The sequence below is a fragment of the Pseudomonas sp. JZ114 genome (genome assembly GCF_051027705.1).
GTDB classification, from domain to species: domain Bacteria; phylum Pseudomonadota; class Gammaproteobacteria; order Pseudomonadales; family Pseudomonadaceae; genus Chryseomonas; species Chryseomonas luteola.
This window is the reverse complement of the sequence record NZ_CP069256.1, coordinates 1,752,004-1,772,074: the sequence shown is the minus strand read 5'-3', so window position 1 is coordinate 1,772,074 and position 20,071 is coordinate 1,752,004. Positions and strand designations below refer to the sequence as shown.

Sequence of the window (20,071 nt, the reverse complement as noted above, 5' to 3'; positions counted from 1 at the left end):
TGCGACTTACATCGTCGAACTCGTGGCAGAACCCAGACTAGCCAAGTCCATTAGTTCACGGGCTGCCACCGCATACATGGCGAAATCCTTTCCGCTGGCGGCACGCACATCACTGAGCATACCTCTCCAGCGTTCCACCATAGTACGGTTGTGCTCCATCCATAGAGCCAGCCGCGCAGCATTATCTTCAGGTGCCTCAGGCATCTGCAAAACCGCAATCGTGATGATGCGCTGCTGTGCATCCAACTCGTCCCTGAACGCTTCACGCGCCAATGCTTGCCAGGCGTTTTCAACCGGCAACTCGTTGAGCTGCTGCTGATACCAGGTCAGGTCGAGCGCATTGCCAACAGCGAACCAGGTCGAGGCTACCTGGATAGGATCATGCCCGGTCACGTCAGCCGCCTGAATGATGGGCAAAAGCGTATAGATGTGCGTCGTACCCGCCACCACACGCGCCAGTAGCTCCGGCGTACCCTGATCGATGTAATGCTGATACCGCCCTTCCCACTGGCTGCGTGGCTCGCCCTCGAGCAGTTCGTTCAAACGAACGCCCAGCGCGGCAACACGTGGCCCGAAGTGAGCAACATCACGCCCAGCATCCAGCTCACCGCGACGGCTGCGCAGGAACCAGCGCGTCGCACGACGCCCCAAGCGCATCAACTCATCCATCAGACTCAACTGAACATCTGCCGGAACCTTATAGTCCAGCGCTTCGATCTGACGCCACCAATGAGGCAGATGCAGGACATCCCGCATCACAACATAGGCACGCGTGATATCCGCCGCGCTCATGGCGGTGGACTCCTTGAGGCGCTGGATAAAGGTGATACCCATATGGTTGATCAGATCATTGGCGATCTGGGTGCTCACGATCTCGCGCTTCAGACGATGCCGCTGCATCGCCTCGCCAAACTCCTCAGTCAGGCGCTGCGGGAACGCAGTATGCATGTCGCGGCTAAGGTACTCATCGTCCGGCACGCTCGACTTGAGCAACTGCTCCTTCAAATCGATCTTGCTGTAGGAGATCAGCACCGAAAGCTCGGCACGGGTTAGGCCTATGCCCTGGCTCGCGCGCTCTGCCAGAACATCATCAGAGGGGAGGAACTCCAGTGCGCGGTCAAGCTTGCCACGGCCTTCCAGGTCCACGATGAGACGCTTGTACTCCATGAGATGCGTCCGTGCACGACGCTCCGCCAGAGACAGCGCTTGGGTTTGCATGTAATTGTTGTTGACGACCAGCTCACCGACCTCATCGGTCATCTCGCCCATGAGCTGATTGCGTTGCTTCAGGGTCATGTCGCCAGAGGACACCACATCGCCCAAGAGAATCTTGATGTTGACCTCATGGTCAGAGCAGTCCACGCCGCCGGCATTATCAATGAAGTCGGTATTGCATGCGCCACCATTGAGCCCATACTCGACCCGTGCCAGCTGGCTCATGCCCAGGTTACCGCCCTCACCTACCACCTTGGCGCGCAGCTCGTTGCCATTCACCCGTAGCGCATCGTTGGCCTTGTCTCCGATATCCGCATGGGACTCGAAGCTGGCCTTGACATAAGTACCGATACCGCCGTTCCAGATAAGATCGACCGGAGCCTTGAGCAATGCATGAATCAGCTCGTTAGGCGTCAGCTGATCGGCCTGGATATCGAAGCGTTCCTTCATCTGCGGCGAAATTTCAATTCGCTTGGCACTACGCGAGAAAATGCCGCCACCCTCGGAAATCAGGCTGGCGTCATAGTCCGTCCAGCTGGAGCGTGGCAGGTCAAACAGACGCTGGCGCTCGGCGAAGCAGCGGGCAGCATCGGGGTTTGGGTCGATAAAGATATGTAGATGGTTGAATGCCGCTACCAGCTCAAGGCTTTCCGAGCGCAGCAGGCCGTTACCAAATACATCGCCGGCCATGTCGCCGATCCCTAATACAGTGACCGGGTCTTTCTGGACGTCAATGCCCCGCTCGCGAAAATGCCGCTGTACGCTAACCCAGGCACCCCGCGAGGTGATACCCATTTTCTTGTGGTCGTAACCTGCCGAACCGCCAGAAGCAAACGCATCACCCAGCCAGAAGCCGTATTCAGCCGCAATACCATTGGCAATGTCCGAGAAAGTCGCCGTGCCTTTGTCGGCTGCCACGACCAGATAGGGATCATCATCGTCCTGACGCACAACACCCGCTGGCGGAACGATTTCGCCTTCTTTCAGGTTGTCCGTGATATCCAGCAAACCGGAAATGAAGATGCGGTAGCACGCAATTGCCTCGGCCAGGATCTCATCCCGGCTACCGCCTACAGGCAGACGCCGCGGTACGAATCCACCTTTTGCCCCTACCGGTACGATTACCGAGTTCTTGACCTGCTGCGCCTTTACCAGGCCCAGCACTTCTGTACGGTAATCCTCTTCCCGATCCGACCAACGCAGACCGCCACGAGCAACCTTGCCGCCTCGCAAGTGGACGCCTTCCACACGTGGCGAGTAAACGAAAATCTCAAATCGCGGTACAGGCTTGGGCAATTCGGGGATAGCACGCGGATTGAACTTGAAGCTGAAATAGCCCTTGGGCTGACCATTTTCGTCTGGCTGGTAGAAGTTGGTTCGCAGCGTTGCTTTGATCAGATCCAGGTAGCGACGCAGGATACGGTCTTCGTTGAGCACTGCCACGTTATCCAGTGCTGCAAGGATTGCCTGCTCCAAACGCTGTTGCTTGTCTTCCAGATCTTCCGGACTCATACGGCGCGCCAGATAGAAGCGCATACGGAACAGGCGTGTCAGCTCGCGTGCAATGTCCACATGATTGTTCAGCGTACTGGCAATGTAGCCAACGTCGAACCCAATGCGAATCTGCTTGAGGTAACGCGCGTAGGCACGCAGCAGGGCCACATCACGCCAGGGCAGCCCGGCCGTCAGGACCAGCCGGTTAAAGGAGTCATTCTCGGCGCTGCCATTGACGATATGGATGAACGCATCCTGGAACGTGTCGTTGAGCTGTTGCAGGTCCACATGCAACCCTGCCACCGTGGTAAAGGCAAAATCGTGGATCCAGTATTCGCGCCCATCTTTCTTGCGCAGGTGATAAGGAAACTCACCCAATACGCGCAGACCAAGGTTTTCAAGAATTGGCAGCACATCCGACAAGGCCAGCGGCGTATCTGCATGATAGAGCTTGCAATGCAGGACATTGTCGCCGCCGCTGTAACCGAGCGGCTGATAGAAGCTCATGATCAGCGGGCGGCTTTCCGAAAGGTTCAGCAGATGCCGCATGTCCACCACCGCCAGATGCGGCGCGAAACGCTCACGATAACCGGCCGGGAAACCCTGAGGGAAATCGGCCAGTACAGCTGTACCCTGCGCCTCGCCCAAGGTATCGATGATCAGACTCGCATAGTCGTCCTTCCAGGACCGACACGCCTGCACCATTTCCTTTTCGATACGCGAAGGATCAATTTCCGGTTTCTGGCCTGGATCGATACGTAGAATGAACTGAACACGTGCTAGAACGGATTCGGAGAAATAGGTCCAGAACTCGCAGTCGGTGCCATGCAAGCGCTCCATAAGGATCTGCTGCATGCGCTGACGGACCTCGGTGGAGTAGATGTCGCGCGGTACATAGGCCAGGCAGTAATAGAAGCGGCCGTAGGGATCTCGGCGTAGGAAGACGCGAACCTTGTTGCGCTCCTGGATCTGCACAATGGACATCGCCGTGGCGAAAAGATCATCTACCGGCGTCTGGAAGAGATCATCACGAGGCAGCGCTTCAAGCACCTGCGCCAGTTCCTTGCCCAAGTGCGCACTGGCACCGAAATCGGCCCGACGTCTGACCTCCGCCGCCTTGCGCCGGATAAAGGGAATGGCTTCGACGCTCTGGTTATAGACATTGGAGGTATATAACCCCATGAACCGGTGTTCACGAATGACATGCCCCTGCTCGTCGCACTGACGGATAGAGACAAAATCGGGATAGGCCGGACGATGTACCCGGCTTGGCAACGCAGCTTTGGCAAACGAGAGCAGCAAAGGCTCGCGGAAATACTGCAGAGACTCGGTCTGGATATGAGCGTCTTCGGCAGTAAGGCCTATGCGCAGCTGCCGCGAAAGCCCCAGCAGAGAGGACTCGTCATAGAAAATACGACCACCTTCACCCTCGTTCTCGACGGTAAATTCTTCGTATCCCAAGAACGTGAAGTGGTTATCGTTGAGCCAGGCCAGGAAGGTCTTCACCTCGTCCAGCTCTTCTGCTGCCACATTTGGCCCCGCCATGGTATCCAGCTGATCGAGCAGATGCGCTACACGCTGTTTCATGGGGTTGAAATCGTTCACGGCCAGGCGTACCTCGCCCAGCACTTCAAGCAGGGCTGATTCAAGCGCCTTCATGTCGCTGGCTGAAGCACAGCGATCGATCTCAAGGAAAATGACTGATTCCTGGCTGACTCCCTCTCCCTGGGTACCTTTGGGCAGTACCTCCAGCAGACGGCCTGTCTCATCACGGCGTACGCTCAGCACACTGTTCTGCAGGGTATGTACGCTGTGTCCGGATCGATTGATCTGCATGCGGACCGAGTCAACCAGGAACGGGATATCGGCATGCAGGACCTCTACCGCCGTGTGGGCAGACTGCCAACCATGCCGCTCGTATTCAGGGTTGAATACATTGACCTGCGGCTGAACCGGATTGAAACGCTCCAACAAGCGCCAGGCCGAGAGTACACAACCAACAAGGTCCGAAAGACGGCGCTGGGTCAGTTCTTCCAACGCGACAATTCCGAAGAACTGGTCAGCGAAGGGTGTCAGCCTGGAGAGCGTCGGCTCGTCCACATGCTGAGCAAGAGCAAGGTGTAACTGGTGTTGAAAGTCCGCTTTGCTGGCAGCGGTAAAAAACGCCATGGTTGTACTCCATCTGGGCTTTATTCGTTTTTTGCACGCCTGGTGCCTACATACAAGGACGAGGACCCAGGGTGTTCAGCTCGAGTTCAACTTTATTGCAACTGAAGCCCCTGACATTTTTGGCAGCAGCGACTTCAGCCGGGTAAAAGCTTAAAACGAAGCTGCCGCCGCTGCATTCGGTGCCGCGACATCTTCGTTCATACCTGTTGCAGATGGGGTTTGGGAAAGGAATGGCGCAGCGTTTGCCGCTGCGCCAGAACGATTACTTCGAGGAGGGAATCTGGGTCGCCGGCGTCACACCGGTCGTGTTATTCAAAAGGCTGTCGGTTGCGGTTTGCAGGAAAGCATCCAGCTTGTGCTGCATGGCAGAGGCCTTGTCTGCATCATTGACCACTTCCGCACGACGGATAGCGCCCAACTCGTATCGATACAGGCGTGCGTCAAGATCCTTGGGCTTCACCAGAATATCGTCACCCGACACGATGGCCACGGTCTGCTCGCCTCCTGACGGCTTAATAACCGCAACGCCAGGATCGCCTGCTGGCAGGTCCAGCAAATCCCGCCCCCAGCATTGATGGCGGGCCGGCTCGCCCAAGCGGCCGAGGATGGTGGGCACTATGTCGACCTGGCTACCAATCGTATCGCGGCGGCTGCCAAAAGTTTCCTGTACACCAGGCCCAATCAGCAGCAGCGGTACGTTGAAGCGGAAAAGATCCATTTCCGTCAACTGTTCCGGCGCACCGAAACCGTGGTCGCCCACGATGACAAACAGGGTGTCCTTGAAATAGGGCTGCTTGCGCGCCTCGGCAAAGAACTGGCCCAGCGACCAGTCCGCGTAGCGCATCGCTGTCAGATGCTCGTCCAGCGAACCGTGTCCGGTTACACGCTCAACCGGCAGGTCTTTGGGTAACGCGTAAGGGGTGTGATTGGAAAGAGTTTGCAGCAGGGCATAAAACGGCTTGCCCTGCTTTTCGAGCTTGCTGAGTTCTTCAGCCGAGCGGGCAAACATGTCCTGGTCAGAGACACCCCAGGTTGGATCGATAAAGACCGGATTAACAAAGTCGTCACGCCCTACGAAAGAGGTCATACCCTGGTTGCTAAAGAAGCCAGACTGATTGTCCCAGGCGAAACTTCCGTTGTAGACATAGACATCATTATAGCCGCGCGGGCTGAGCATCTGCGGCAGTCCCGAAAACTTGTTACTGCCCTCCGGCATCCGCATGAGGTATTCGAAAGCCGGCAGGTTCGGGAAGCAGGCCATGGTGGCAAACATCCCCTGGTGGGTGTGAGTTCCGTTGGAAAAGAAACGGGTAAACAGCAGGCCGTCCTTGCTTAGCGCATCGAAATTGGGCGTGATGTTATCCGTACTGCCCAGCGCACCAATGTACCGGCCCGCCATGCTCTCCATCAGAATGACGACAACATTGCGTACACCCGGCAGCCTGGTTTCGGGCGCGGGTGTATAGACGCGACGAATGGCAGCGGTATCGGCATCCACCAGCTGATCACGAGGTGTGAGCAACATGCTGCGTACGGTCTTCAGCGCCTCATCCTCGGGCAGGGTCGCTTTCCAGGTGTTGTCCCGATGGTCAGAGAAGGAGTGCTCTGCCGCATTGATAAGCGTCAGAGTGCCATTAAGCCCTAGATGATTGGCAAACATCGACTCCGTTGTATAGGCATCCCCCCAGCGCAGCGGTGGGCCATGGCGCAGCGTGCCACGTACGACAACGACCGCCACCAGCAGACAGACCACGAATACCGCGCCCCGCGCATACCAGGCAGGTGAAGCAACCGGGCGGGCTCCCGTGCTGTCCGAAGCGACAACCTTCGGCCGCGTCGCCCGCTCGATACGATGAAACATCCATCCCAGCAACAACGCTGCTACCAGCCAGGCCAGCAGAAGGCGAACAACAGGAAAGCCGTACCAGATCATACTGAATACGGTCTTGAGATCTTCCTGCATGTACTGGAACACCAAGCCATTCAGGCGCTGATGAAATTCCCGGTAGAAGTTCAGCTCCACCACACCCAGGAACAGGCAAAGGCTTGCAGCGACCGTGAGCCAGACGCAGTGCAGACGGCGAGCCGCCATGGCACGCACGCTGAGCAGTGAAAGCAGTAGCGGCACACAGATATATGCAATCAGGCGCAGGTCGAAGCGAGCACCGTTGATAAACGCCTCGATGAACTCGCCGGCAGGCGTATCGCCAATGGATTCATGATTGTAAGCCAGCAAGGCCAGCCGCAGCAGGGCGAACATGACCAGCAAGGCCAGCGCACTCCCCAGCGTAAAGACCAGATGACTGGCAATAGTTGGCTGTATAGGCCTGCGCCCTGGATTAGCGGGTCGTTTGGCGTCCGGTTGTTGCATTGTTTAAGCGCCTTCTTTGGTGCGTTGGAGTTTCAGGATGCGGTTGCGTCCCTGCTCGGATAGCAGAAAACTGCCGTCAGGTGATGGCAGAAGGGTCTGGGCAGAGCGAAGATGACTCAGGATTACATGCTCCCTGCCCTGCCGATCGAGTAGCAGCAGCCGGGCCATGTGCGTGGCGTCTTCCGTAATCCAAACACCCTCCGTGGTGCACACCATGAAGCCAGGCGCATTCAAACCGGTGAGCACTATAGGGTCCTGGCCACCGGCTTGCCATTGGTGGATTTCACCCTTCTGCTTTTCGAGATAGAACAGCGAGCCGTCCGGGCAAGGTGCGACGGCTTCTGCCTGATCAAGGCCCTGCCGCAGAATGGTCACCGCCTGGGTGCTTGGGTCATAGCGCAGCAATCGCCCGTTGCCATGCAGATCTTCGATGGCGTAGAGGTAGTGTCCGTCGGTTGAGACTTCCTCGACATCGTTTCCCATGAACAGCTCGCGTATTTGATCGCCCTTTTGCCAGATGACGGGATGTCGGTCAGCCTCCTGGCTATACACCACACCCCCTTGAAAGAGCGTCAGGCCATCAGGCTTGGAAAGACCTTCGACATAAGGATTTAACGTCCCATCGGGAGAAAGCGTCATGACTCTTCCCTTTCCATCCTGGAACTCTTCCGTTACATACAGAGTGCCTGCCTCATCCCTGATCAGCGCACTGACGTTAGGAATATCCTGGCGATAGATTGAGTACTCCCAGCCATTAGCGGCCTGGACAGGGAAGAAGTGTTTCCAAAGTGGAACGCAGGCCGCTGCAATCAGCGCAATACCTGCAATAGCAGCCAGCTTTCCGGCGCGCCTATTCAGCGTCATTGATACGCAGCCCGTTCAAAAAGCGTAAGAATGCCGGATCAGGAATCAAAATTTCGTCAAAATACCGCCTGCAGCCTTTGCAAGACCATTGATCTTCCGTGTACTAGCCAAACGCCGCTAGAGGTTAGGTGTAGTGCATGGGAATGGATTAAAGTAACGCCCTGCCGAGGCTTTCATCCTTGCCATTTTTCCAGGAAGTATTAATGGAACACCGTGAAGCGCTGATCTCGCTACGCAATTACCTGTCCAGCCAGATCCTGGGCCAGGAAAAGCTTATCGAGCGTTTGTTGATCGCACTGCTCGCCGACGGGCATCTTCTTGTAGAAGGCGCTCCCGGACTTGCGAAAACCAAGGCAATCAAAGATCTCGCCGACGGACTGGAAGCCGAGTTTCATCGCATCCAGTTCACTCCGGACCTATTACCGGCCGACATTACCGGTACCGAGATCTATCGAGCCGACAGCGGTAACTTCGAATTCCAGCGCGGCCCTATCTTTCACCATCTCGTGTTGGCAGACGAGATCAACCGAGCACCGGCCAAGGTACAGTCCGCCCTGCTGGAAGCCATGGCGGAGCGCCAGGTCAGTATTGGCCGCACCACCTATGACTTACCGCCGTTGTTCCTGGTCATGGCTACACAAAATCCTATCGAGCAGGAAGGAACCTACCCGCTGCCGGAGGCCCAGCTCGACCGGTTCCTCATGCATGTCAAGATTGGTTACCCGGATGCCAGCGTTGAACGACGGATCCTGGCGCAGGCACGAGGCGAGGCATTACACGGGGAAACGAAGGCGCCTAATCAGGTGACGCAGGAGGCCATCTTTGCGGCCAGACGGGAGGTTGTTTCGCTGTATATGGCCGACGCGGTCGAGGAGTATCTTGTCCAGCTCATAATGGCGACACGGACACCGGCACGCTTCGATGCCGAACTGGCACAGTGGCTCAGCTATGGGTCGAGTCCGCGGGGCTCCATCGCGCTGGATCGTTGCTCTCGCGCACATGCCTGGCTTGCGGGGCGGGATTTCGTCAGTCCGGAAGACATCCAGGCGGTACTGTTCGACGTTCTGCGACACCGCATAATCCTCTCCTTCGAGGCCGAAGCGGCCGGCGTCGACCATGATCGCGTTGTGCAACGTATTCTCGACGTCGTGGCCGTTGCATAGCACCATGGGCACGCCGCGCAGCGTCAGTATCAGCCTGACCGAGCTGATCGACATGAGACACCGCGTTCCAGAGGTCAAACTGTTCGCGGCCGCCGGGCGACGCAGCCCGCTCATTGGCGTTCACCATTCACGCCTGCGGGGTCGCGGCGTGGACTTCGATCAGGTACGGGTGTATCAACCAGGCGACGACGTCCGCACCATTGACTGGCGTGTGACCGCCAGAAGCCGCGAGCCACATACCAAGCTGTTTCACGAAGAGCGTGAGCGCCCTGTCTATCTGCTGATTGAACAGAGCCAACGCTTGTTCTTTGGCTCGGAGCGCGTGTTCAAATCGGTATTGGTGGCACAGGCAGCTGCCCTAATCGGCTGGTCCGTACTGGGTCATAGCGACCGCATTGGCGGCATGGTTTTTGGTGATGACGGCTTTCACGACGTGCGTCCACGGCGCAGCAAGCAAAACCTGCTGAGGTTGTTCGATCATCTGATCAAGGCCAATCACAGTCTTATGGACCAGACCGAACCCAAACTTCCGAGCGACGCCTTTTCATTGGTGCTGCGGCGCGCACGTGAAGTACTGCGTCCAGGCAGCATGGCATTGATCCTATGCGATGAGCGTAGCCTGAGCGAGGCCGCGGAGCAGCAACTGGCCCTGGCGTCTCGCCATACGGACCTGGTTCTGTTACCGGTCTCCGATCCGCTGGACCACCGTTTGCCAGCAGCCGGATTTCTTCGCTTCGCCCAGCACGACACCGAGCTTGAAATCGACACCCTGAACGGCACGCTGTCGAATGCCTACCTGCAGCAGGCAAAGCAGCGTCGGGAGCGCTGGACACGCCTAAGCCAGCGACTGGGTATCCCGCTGCTTCCGCTTTCTACTTCCTACGACCTGATTGAGCAGCTGCGCAAGCATCTGCACCAGCATCAGCCTGGCTACCAACAATGAACCCGCTCGATCAATTGGCCCCTCTGGTCAGGCCCGAGCCCGTTTCGTTCTGGCCGTTGGCACCCGGCTGGTGGATAGCGCTGGTCATGTTAGTGGCGTTACCTACTGCAGCATTCATGGTATGGCGGCATCGGCGCCAGACGTCTGTGGAGCAGCCTGTTTCAGAAGAAGAGCAACTGGAGGGGCCTCGCCGGGCGGCACTGCTTGAGCTGGCACAAATGCCCCGTCCCTATGGCGAATCCGCCGGGCCCTGGCTGCAAAGTCTCAATGCCCTGCTCAAACGGCTGTGCATGACCCGCTATCCCGACAGCCACTGCCAGACATTGAGCGGGCGCGCCTGGCTGGCCTTTCTCGACACCCGGTGTACGGCAGCTGGCCTGACACGCTGGATGGTCTTGGTAGAAGGCGCTTATCGCCCGGACTGCCGGTTGGACGACAAGACCATCGATGGCCTTTACGCCGCGGTCAGCATATGGATTCGCAAACATGTTTGAATTTGCCTGGCCGTGGATATTTTTCCTGGCACCCTTGCCCTGGGTGGCCAGGCTGATATTGCCGCCTGCGCAAAGCCAGGAGTCAGCACTCAAGGTCAGTTTTCTGAAAGAACTTGAGCACCTTGCAGGACACCGCGCCCATACACGTCTGCCTGCCCTGAAGCGGCAGTTGCCGTTTGTATTGATCTGGGTGCTGCTTCTGGCAGCAACAGCTCGTCCCCAATGGGTGGGTTCACCCCTTCCGCTTCCTACCAGTGGCAGAGACATCTTGCTGGCCGTTGACGTGTCTGGCTCCATGGATTATCCCGACATGACCTGGAAGGGAGAAGACATCAGCCGCCTCACCCTGGTAAAGCATCTGATCGGCGATTTTATCGAAGGCCGCACGGGTGATCGCATCGGTCTTATCCTCTTTGGTTCGCAAGCTTATGTGCAGGCGCCGCTCACCTTTGATCGCCGGACGGTCCATGCCCTGCTCGATGAGGCCCTGGTAGGTATTGCAGGCAAGAACACCGCTATCGGTGACGCCATTGGCCTGGCGGTAAAGCATTTGAGGATGCGTCCGGAAAATAGTCGAGTCATGGTCTTGATTACGGATGGCGCCAATAACGGTGGCCGCGTCGATCCATTGATCGCTGCTCGCCTGGCCGCCGAAGAGCATGTACGGATCTATGCCATCGGGATTGGTGCCGACCCACAACAGGCCAGTCTCTCGAGCCTATTCGGTTTCAGCAGCCTGGATCTGGATGAGGACACACTCAAAGCCATTGCCAAGGAAACCGGAGGCCGCTATTTCCGTGCCCGTTCGCAGGAAGAGCTGTCCGCCATCTCGAATGAACTCAACAGCTTCGAGCCGATTGCACAACAGCCCACCCGTGTACGTCCAGCCAAAGCGCTCTTTTACTGGCCACTGAGTCTTGCCCTTCTGACCAGCCTGATCGCCGCTGCCTTGCATATCTGGCCGAAACCCTGGCGGCGTATTCCTCGGCTGCGTGCCTACGCACAGGCGCGCGGGAGGAGGCAGACATGATGTCGCTGATTCCACACCTGTCGCGTCCTCTCTGGCTTCTAGCATTCCCCGTGCTGCTCTGGCTCCTCTGGAAGCTGTGGCATCGTCCGCGTCGCGTAGGACATTGGCAACGGCTTTTGCCAACGGCATTTCACGAATGGCTGCTGACCACGCCATCCAGAGATACCCAACGCCTGCCGTTGTTACTGTTTGGTCTTGGCGCTGCGCTGGCAATCCTGGCATTGAGCGGCCCCAGCTGGCAGCGCGCAGAGCAGCCGGCTTACACACGTACCGATCCGCTGGTTATTGTGCTCGACATGACGCCGGACATGCTGGCTTCGGACGTTTCCCCTTCTCGCCTCATTCAGGCCCAGCACACTATTCTGGACCTGTTGGCGGCACGTCGGGATGCTGAAACAGCCATTGTCGTCTATGCCGGCAGCAGTCATGTCCTGGTCCCGCTGACCAACGATCTGCATACGGCACAAAGCTTGCTGGAAGCCGTGCGTCCGGCGATCATGCCAGAAGCCGGCGAGCGTGCGGATTTAGCGGTACGCCAGGCACTGCAGCTACTCCGGCAAGGCAGCGGTACAGGAGGACGAGTCTTACTGATAACCAGCCAGCTCAGCACCCAGGAACAGAAAGGCATACGTGAAGCGCTGTCCAGCTATCGGGTTCCCTTGCTTATGCTGGGTATGGGGACACTTGAAGGTGCGCCGATGGCGCGGGAAGAAGGCGGCTATCTGACCGACAATCAAGGTAATATCCTGCTGTCACGCCTGGATGAGGCTACCTTGTTCCGCTTCGCTCAATCGGTGGGTGCGCAGTATCAGCGCCAACAGCCCGATGAGCGTGACCTCCGCGCGTTGGGTCTGCTCGACACACCGGACACCGTAGCCGAGCGACAGGAACAGGTACGCCTCGATGCCTGGGTCGACCAAGGCTACTGGCTGCTTATCCCCGTGCTGATTCTGGCTGCATGCGCAGGGCGAAAAGGCTGGCTCTTGTGTATACCGCTTTTGCTGTTTGTCATGCCACCTCCCGCTCACGCGTTTGCGTTCGAAGATCTCTGGTTGCGCAAGGATCAGCAAGGCGCCCGTTTGCTTGAAGCGCAACGTCCTGACGAAGCCGCTCGACGGTTCGAGAATCGTGAATGGCGTGGTGTCGCCCAATACGAAGCAGGTCAATATGAAGAGGCTGCCAAAACCTTTGCCCAGGGCAACAGTGCGGTAGATCACTACAACCGCGCTAACGCCCTGGCCAAAGCCGGTCAATTGACTGGTGCGCTGGACGCTTATGACCAAGCACTCAGGCTGCAAAGCAATTTTCCCGAGGCCCTCCATAACAGAGCCCTGGTAGAAGCCTTGCTCAAACAGCAACAGGAACAGGCAACCGCTCAGGACGCCACGCCCAATGAAGCAGGAAGTGACGACCAGCACAGTCAGTCCGACACCCAAGCCCAACCCTCACCGCAAAACAGTGACGCCACTGATGAGCCAAGGGCTGCGTCGAACCATGACGAATCAGGGCAGCCCGTTGGCCAAACCTCAGGCGAAGCCAGCGATAGCGAGGCCGTCGAGACCGAGGAAGAGAACGACGACCTTCTGTCTCAGCCTCACTCGAACGTACTGAGCGAGGAACGCAGGCAGTCACTGGAACAATGGCTAAGGGAAATACCAGACGATCCCGCAGAGCTGTTACGCCGCAAGTTCTGGCATCAGCAGCAACAAAAACAGGAAGATAGAACACCATGAGCCTAGTCCGTATTGCGCTCACCCTGCTTCTGCTGGTCAGTCTGCCTGGCTGGGGGGCAGACTTTACGGCTCGCGTGGACCATACCCAACTCGTACCTGGCGAGACCTTCGAGCTTGTCCTCGAATCAAGCGATCCGACGCTTTTCGGCAAACCGGATCTGTCTCCTCTGGAGCCCCAGTTCGATATTCTCGGCACACGCCAGATCAACCAGTTGAGTGCGGGTCCCGATCAAAGCGAGCCTATCACCCGCTGGATCGTAACGCTTCAACCGCGGCAGCGCGGAATCGTAGTGATTCCCCCGCTGACCCTGAGTGGGGTGCGAAGCCAGCCGATTACGCTGCATGTCAACGAAACTTCGACACTCACCCCCAGCGCTCAAAACCTGGAGCCGGTCTTTATCGATGCTACGGTGGATCAGGAAACCGTTTATGTGCAGGCGCAGCTGGTCCTGACGCTACGCATCCTCCACTCCGTACCGCTTTACGATGACAGTAACCTCAGTACGCTGAGCATGCCATCAGCGCGCGTCGAGCCTTTGGGAGAGCCCAGGACGTATGAGCAGACCATTGGCGGCGTGAGACATGGTGTTATCGAGATCCGCTATGCCATTTTTCCGCAGCAAAGCGGTCCATTACGCATTCCCAGCCTGTCGTTCAGTGCCACGGCGGTTGATACCTCAACCAGTGGTCAGCAGTCGTCTCCGTTCAGCTCAAGGCCGGGTCGGGTAATACGCGTGGATACCAGCGAGATTCCCATTCAGGTCAAAGCCAAGCCTGCCGATTATCCTGCTGACGCACCCTGGCTACCGGCACGTCATATCGAGCTGAGCGAAGCGTGGAATCCCCAGCCGGAAGAAGCGCGCCAGGGCGCCGTATTGACACGCCACCTTCTTCTCAAGGCAGAAGGCCTGTCCAGTGCACAGCTGCCGCCTCTGCCGCAGCCGATTGTAGACGGGCTTCGCCGCTATCCAGACCAGGCCAAGCTGACCAACGACGTGCAGGATCAAAGCCTGGTCGGCAGTCGCGAGGAGCGGGAGGCGCTCGTACCCAACCGGAGCGGCGACATCACTATACCTGCTCTGGAAGTTGTCTGGTGGAACACTCGGAACGACCAACTTGAGCGTACACAGCTACCTGCCCATACCCTTACCGTCGCTGCCGACCCGGCCCTAATGCCACCGTCCCTAGGGCAGGTCTCTACCAGTGTGAACGGGAAGCGACTACCTCTCTGGCCATGGCAGCTGGCCAGCTTTATTCTGCTTCTGACCACACTGCTGGGTTTCGGACTGTGGTGGCGAGCCCGCCAACTGCCCGCCATTATTAAAATGGCTCCTGCCGGCCCGAGCCCACGCACGCTGCTCGATGATTTGCGACGCGCCTGCCAGGCTAACGATCCGCATGCCACGCGTCAGGCGCTCGATGCCTGGGCTCGACAACAGCCAGAAACCCTGGCAGAAATGGCAGCCCGCTTCGATCCGCTTTCTGTCGCCCTGGATGACCTTAACGGCGCGCTTTACAGCGAAAGCGGACAGCACTGGCAAGGCGAGACACTGTGGCAGGCGTTCCAGGCTTTACCGCCCTCTACGCAGCCCGTACAACAGGAGCCTGGCTCACTGCCACCGCTATACCCGCGCTGATGGTCCGGGCGCAACGCCTCGACCACACGCCTGAACAGGAACACCATGCGTATTCTTCATACTTCCGACTGGCACCTTGGCCAGACCCTTCATGGTCAGGATCGCGACTTCGAGCACGCCTGTTTTCTCGATTGGCTGTTGGCACAACTCAAGACGCGCCGCCCCGATGCCCTGCTCATCGCTGGCGACGTCTTCGACACGATCAACCCGCCGGTCAAGGCGCAGGAGCGCCTCTATGACTTTATCGTACAGGCACACCTGGCGCTTCCTACCCTAACGGTGGTGATGATTGCAGGCAACCATGACTCTGGAGCCCGGATCGAACTCCCCGCTCCGCTCATGCGCAGCCTGCGGACCCATGCGTTAGGGCGAGTGCTCTGGCTGGATGACGGCTCGCTGGATGCCAGGCGGCTAATGGTTCCGCTTACCGATGCAAACGGCGCGATCAGAGCCTGGTGCCTAGCCCTGCCTTTTTTACGACCAGCAGAAGTAACGGGGGGAAGTGATGGTACCTATATGGAGGGTATCGCCAAGGTACACGCAGAGCTGATTGCCCACGCTGAAACACGTCGCACACCAGGCCAGGCCCTTATTGCCATGAGCCACGCACACTTGGCGGGAGGCCAGGTATCGAAGGATTCAGAGCGCAATATTATTGTTGGTAATGCCGAAGCTCAACCTGCCTCTCTGTTTCCACCAAGCATTGCCTACGTGGCATTGGGTCATTTGCATAAGCCGCAAAAGGTAGCCAAGCAGGAGCGTATCCGGTACAGCGGATCTCCCCTTCCCCTCTCGTTCGCGGAAGTGGACTATCCTCACCAGATTCTTGATGTTCAGTTCGAAGGAGACGCGCTCAAGACTGTCGAGAGCATTCGGATCCCGCGAGCCGTGGACATGGTGCGCCTAGGCCCTGCACCACTGGCAGATATCCTTGAGCATCTCAAAAGCCAATCCGAAATCGACCTCTTCAATACACCCGAAAGCCATTTGGCTCCCTGGCTCGAAGTTAGAGTCATACTCGACGCACCCCAACCCGATCTACGGCAGCGGCTGGAGTCTGCACTTGAAAGAAAATCGCTGCGCCTCGTACGGATCGGCGTGCAATACGCGGGAGCCGTCAGTACTTCCAGCGAGTCGCCGGAGCTGGTGGCGCTGGAGCAACTGACGCCACAAGAGCTTTTCGGTCTTGCCTGGCAGGATACCTATGGGCAAATGCCAGAATCGTCCACACTGGACGATTTTGCCCAGTTGCTTGAAGACATCGAACTGGGAGAACAGGCATGAAGATTCTGGCCGTTCGCCTGAAAAACCTCGCCTCTCTTGCCGGCCCGCATGAGCTGGACTTCACCGCTGAACCCCTTGCCAGCACCGGCCTGTTTGCCATTACCGGCCCAACCGGTTCAGGCAAGAGCACACTGCTGGATGCCCTTTCGCTAGGGCTGTTTGGTGAAGTGCCACGCCTTAGCAATGTGCGCAAGGAAGCCAAGGTGCCAGACGGCGATAACGAAATTGCTACAGGCGATCCACGTACCCTTCTTCGCCGCGGTAGCGGTGCAGGCTATGCTGAAGTGGACTTCCTGGGTATCGACGGTTATCGCTACCGTGCACGCTGGGAAGCCAATCGCGCTCGAGACAGAGCGGATGGGAAACTGCAGCCCAGCCGCCAGAGCCTGCGGAACCTGGACACGCAGCAGCTGTTGGCAGCCGACAAGAAAGCCGAATTCAAAACCCAGCTTGAGCAGCGCCTGGGCCTTACCTTTGAACAGTTCACCCGCGCAGTGCTACTGGCACAAAGCGAGTTCAGCGCCTTTCTGAAAGCGGACGACAACGGCCGCAGCGAACTCTTGGAAAAATTGACCGATACTGCGATCTATAGCCAGCTTGGCCGACGCGCCTTCGAACGGGCGAAACAGGCTCGGCAGTCCCTTGATCAACTGGAACAGCAAGCAGGTGGTATCCGCCCCCTAGACGACGCTGGCCGCACAGCACTCGAAACCCAATGCCAGAGCACGCTGGAAGCTTTGACCCGCATTCAGGCCGAGCTTGGTGAGGTCGAACAGCAGCGGCGCTGGTTAGGGGATTTGAAGCGATTGGAGCAGGAACTTGCTCAGGCCCAGACAACGCGTACAACAGTGCAGCAGCAACACGATGAGCATACAGAGGCGCGCCAGACGCTTCATTGGCTTGATCAGTTGCTACCACAGCGTCATCGCTATCAGCAGAAGGCGCAGCTTGAGCATGACATGGACCAGCTGACGGCCCACCTCATACAGCTTGAACAGCAGAAACAAGCGCTTGAACAACGCCTGGACGAGTTGACAGAACGCCAGCAGCACGCTCAAACCCGTCGCCAAACCGCGGAAGAAGCCCTGCATCAAAGTGCCGATTCACTGCAACAGGCTTTTCAGGAAGAGAACGACCTCAGCCGCCTCAAGATCGACGTCCAGCAGACCCGCGAGGCGTGGCGTCAAGAGGACTCGTTTCAACGCGAATCCCTGGCAAGGATCAATGCCTTGGCGGCTACCGAGGTGGAGCAACGTCAGGCACTGGAGCAGATAGCCACACAGCTTCAGGCAAGCGAGGCACTGTCAGCATTATGTGATGCCTGGTCAGCCTACCGACCTCGCCTTCAGCAGAACCTGCAGCTCGGCGAGCGCTTGGCGGGGTCCCGCCTGCGCATTCCCCAGTTACAGGCTGCTGTAAAAAAAGCCCAGGAAGAGGCCGATACTTATCAGACAGCCATCCAGACGCTCCAGCAGGAATCCGGCGCGGAAGGCAACCTGAGCGAGCAAATCCAGGCGCTGACGCAACAGCAACAGGCCAGCCGCCCCCTGCTCAGCTCACTGGAACGACTCATCTATCTCTGGCAACAAGGAGAAGAGCTCGAAGGCTATTGGCTCAGTAATCAGGAAAAGCAGACAGCGCTCTTGCAGGAGCGGGCCCACACCATAGCCGAGGGTAAGCGCGCCGCTGCAGAGCACGCCGAAGCCGAGCGCGACCTCAAGGTCACCCTTGCCATACTTGAGCGGCAACGGCTGATGCGCAGCGTAAGCGTGGAAAAGCTGCGTGCCCAACTCGTAGAAGGCGAGCCCTGCCCTGTGTGCGGCAGCCAGGAGCATCCTTTTCATCAGGAGAGTGTTCTGGCAAAGGCTATAGCCTCCCATGAAGCTCGGGAAGAAGAGCAGGCTCGACTACATGTGCAACAGCTGTACGAACGCCTGATTGGTCTACGAAGCGCTGTTGCCGGTCTGAATGAACGACTCAAGGATCTCAAGCAGCAAGAAGAACAGCTGACCGCACAGCAGTTGGGAATACATGAGCAGCTGCGAGGCCACCCGGAAGGCAAGACACTTCTCGCCCAACCTGAGGAGCATCGCTCTTTCTGGCTGAACGAACAATTGACAGCACTCAGCAAGCGCATCCAGACCGAAGAAACGCGCCTGCAGTTCCTATTGAATCACCAGCAAAAAATCGATGGCTTACAGGAGCGCTGGCAAACCGCCCGCGAGCGTAGCCAGCAGGCCGCATGGGAGTTGGAAGAACACCTGAAAGCCATCCAGCAGGATGAGCTTCGACACGCTCAGGAGCTGGCTGAACTCACTGCACTACTGCCTGCACCCTGGCTGGAACATTGGCAACAGCAGCCCCAGCCTACGTTTACGCGCTTGGAAGCGCTCATAGAAGCCCGACACCATCACCTGCTACGGAAACAGGAGCTGGAAAAGACGTTGACGACCTGCACGTCCGATCTTGAGCGTGAGCGTTATCAACAGCAGACCAGACTTCAGCAGCACGAAAAGCTTTCCAGTCTGCTGGCAACACTGGAAGAACAATTGACGAGCGGTCAGCTGCGCCTTCAGACAACATTGGGTGAACATGCCAGCCCCCATGCCTGGCAACAAGCATTGAACCAATCCGTTGAACAGGCACGCCAAGCAGAAAGTCAAGCCAGGGAAGCCTGGAATGAGGTCAATCTGAACCATGAGCAATTACGCCATACTGTTGAGCTCAAGCGAGGCGAAGCGCAAAAGCTGGACTCCGCACATCGTCTACTTCTCGTCGAGCTTGACGCCTGGCGGGTCCAGCACAGTACGCTTGACGAGACACTGCTGACTCGACTGCTGGGTATCGATGACCGTGAGCACACTGCCTTGCGCCGGCAGATGCAGACCCTGGAACGGGCTGTCAATGAGGCTGACGTGGTCGTTCAAGAGCGTGAAAAACGTCTGGCAGCCCACCGGACCGAGCGGGCCGACCTTCCTGAGCCGGAGACGCTGGAGCAGCGCTGGACAGAGCTGAGCCAACTCAACCAGGCCTCTCAGGAACGCCATGCCGAACTACGGGCTGAAATCGCTGAAGACAACCGTCGGCGCACACAAAGCGCTGAGTTGCTGAACGCGATCGAGAGCGCCCGCGCGGAGTATCTTCGCTGGGCCAGGCTGGACGAGCTGATCGGCTCTGCCGATGGTCATACCTTCCGCAAGATTGCTCAAGGCTACAATCTGGATCTGCTGATCCAGCATGCCAATGCTCAACTCCAGCAGCTGGTCCGCCGCTATCGGCTCAAGCGAGGCGGCAGTGCGCTAGGGCTCTTGGTTATGGATACCGAAATGGGCGATGAGCTGCGCTCGGTACATTCTCTGTCCGGTGGAGAAACATTTCTCGTTTCACTGGCACTGGCCCTGGGTCTCGCCTCCATGGCGTCGACTAACCTGAAGATCGAGTCGCTGTTTATTGATGAGGGCTTTGGCAGCCTTGACCCTGATTCGCTACAGCTTGCCATGGACGCATTAGACGGACTTCAAGCTCAAGGCCGCAAGGTTGCTGTCATTTCCCATGTCCAGGAAATGCATGAGCGTATTCCTGTCCAGGTGCAGGTATGCAAACAGGGCAACGGATTGAGTACGTTAAGAATCCAGGGGCCGACGCCTCGCTTTATTGACTAAGCCATGCTGCCG

At 57.9% G+C, this 20,071-nt stretch carries 11 protein-coding genes; 8 read left to right on the top strand and 3 right to left on the bottom strand.

Annotation, left to right across the window (positions count from 1 at the left end; genetic code table 11):
- Positions 1–6 precede the first annotated feature (6 nt).
- The 3 genes from JQR90_RS08275 to JQR90_RS08265 form a co-directional block, all read right to left on the bottom strand.
- On the bottom strand, positions 7–4,878 hold the full coding sequence (locus tag JQR90_RS08275; RefSeq protein ID WP_434140705.1) for an NAD-glutamate dehydrogenase: 4,872 nt from the start codon (positions 4,876–4,878) through the stop codon (positions 7–9).
- 262 nt (positions 4,879–5,140) lie between these two features.
- The gene (locus JQR90_RS08270) at positions 5,141–7,249 is read right to left on the bottom strand and encodes an LTA synthase family protein (protein ID WP_434140704.1); all 2,109 of its coding nucleotides are present in this window, start codon (positions 7,247–7,249) and stop codon (positions 5,141–5,143) included.
- A gap of 3 nt (positions 7,250–7,252) precedes the next feature.
- A complete protein-coding gene (locus tag JQR90_RS08265; protein ID WP_010797971.1) occupies positions 7,253–8,113 on the bottom strand; it encodes a hypothetical protein in 861 nt (286 codons plus the stop codon).
- 203 nt (positions 8,114–8,316) lie between these two features.
- Here JQR90_RS08265 and JQR90_RS08260 point away from each other — a divergent pair, with 203 nt between their 5' ends.
- The 8 genes from JQR90_RS08260 to JQR90_RS08225 are packed head-to-tail and all read left to right on the top strand — an operon-like array spanning position 8,317 to position 20,059.
- On the top strand, positions 8,317–9,276 hold the full coding sequence (locus tag JQR90_RS08260) for an AAA family ATPase (protein ID WP_010797970.1): 960 nt from the start codon (positions 8,317–8,319) through the stop codon (positions 9,274–9,276).
- 4 nt (positions 9,277–9,280) lie between these two features.
- Positions 9,281–10,219, top strand: a complete 939-nt coding sequence (locus JQR90_RS08255) for a DUF58 domain-containing protein (protein WP_010797969.1) — start codon at positions 9,281–9,283, stop codon at positions 10,217–10,219.
- Positions 10,216–10,713: a DUF4381 domain-containing protein gene (locus tag JQR90_RS08250; RefSeq protein ID WP_010797968.1), complete on the top strand. Its 498-nt coding sequence runs from the start codon at positions 10,216–10,218 to the stop codon at positions 10,711–10,713. Before JQR90_RS08255 ends, JQR90_RS08250 begins: the two co-directional genes overlap by 4 nt.
- A complete protein-coding gene (locus JQR90_RS08245; RefSeq protein WP_010797967.1) occupies positions 10,706–11,743 on the top strand; it encodes a vWA domain-containing protein in 1,038 nt (345 codons plus the stop codon). Before JQR90_RS08250 ends, JQR90_RS08245 begins: the two co-directional genes overlap by 8 nt.
- Positions 11,743–13,476, top strand: coding sequence for a VWA domain-containing protein (locus JQR90_RS08240; RefSeq protein ID WP_434140776.1), 1,734 nt, complete (start codon positions 11,743–11,745; stop codon positions 13,474–13,476). The genes JQR90_RS08245 and JQR90_RS08240 overlap by 1 nt, the downstream gene beginning before the upstream one ends.
- Positions 13,473–15,113, top strand: a complete 1,641-nt coding sequence (locus JQR90_RS08235; RefSeq protein WP_434140703.1) for a BatD family protein — start codon at positions 13,473–13,475, stop codon at positions 15,111–15,113. The genes JQR90_RS08240 and JQR90_RS08235 overlap by 4 nt, the downstream gene beginning before the upstream one ends.
- A 45-nt stretch (positions 15,114–15,158) precedes the next feature.
- Positions 15,159–16,397 (top strand): exonuclease SbcCD subunit D C-terminal domain-containing protein, encoded by a 1,239-nt coding sequence (locus JQR90_RS08230; protein ID WP_434140702.1) that lies wholly within the window; start codon positions 15,159–15,161, stop codon positions 16,395–16,397.
- Complete coding sequence (locus JQR90_RS08225; protein ID WP_434140701.1) at positions 16,394–20,059, top strand: AAA family ATPase; 3,666 nt, start codon at positions 16,394–16,396, stop codon at positions 20,057–20,059. The genes JQR90_RS08230 and JQR90_RS08225 overlap by 4 nt, the downstream gene beginning before the upstream one ends.
- Positions 20,060–20,071: the final 12 nt, after the last annotated feature.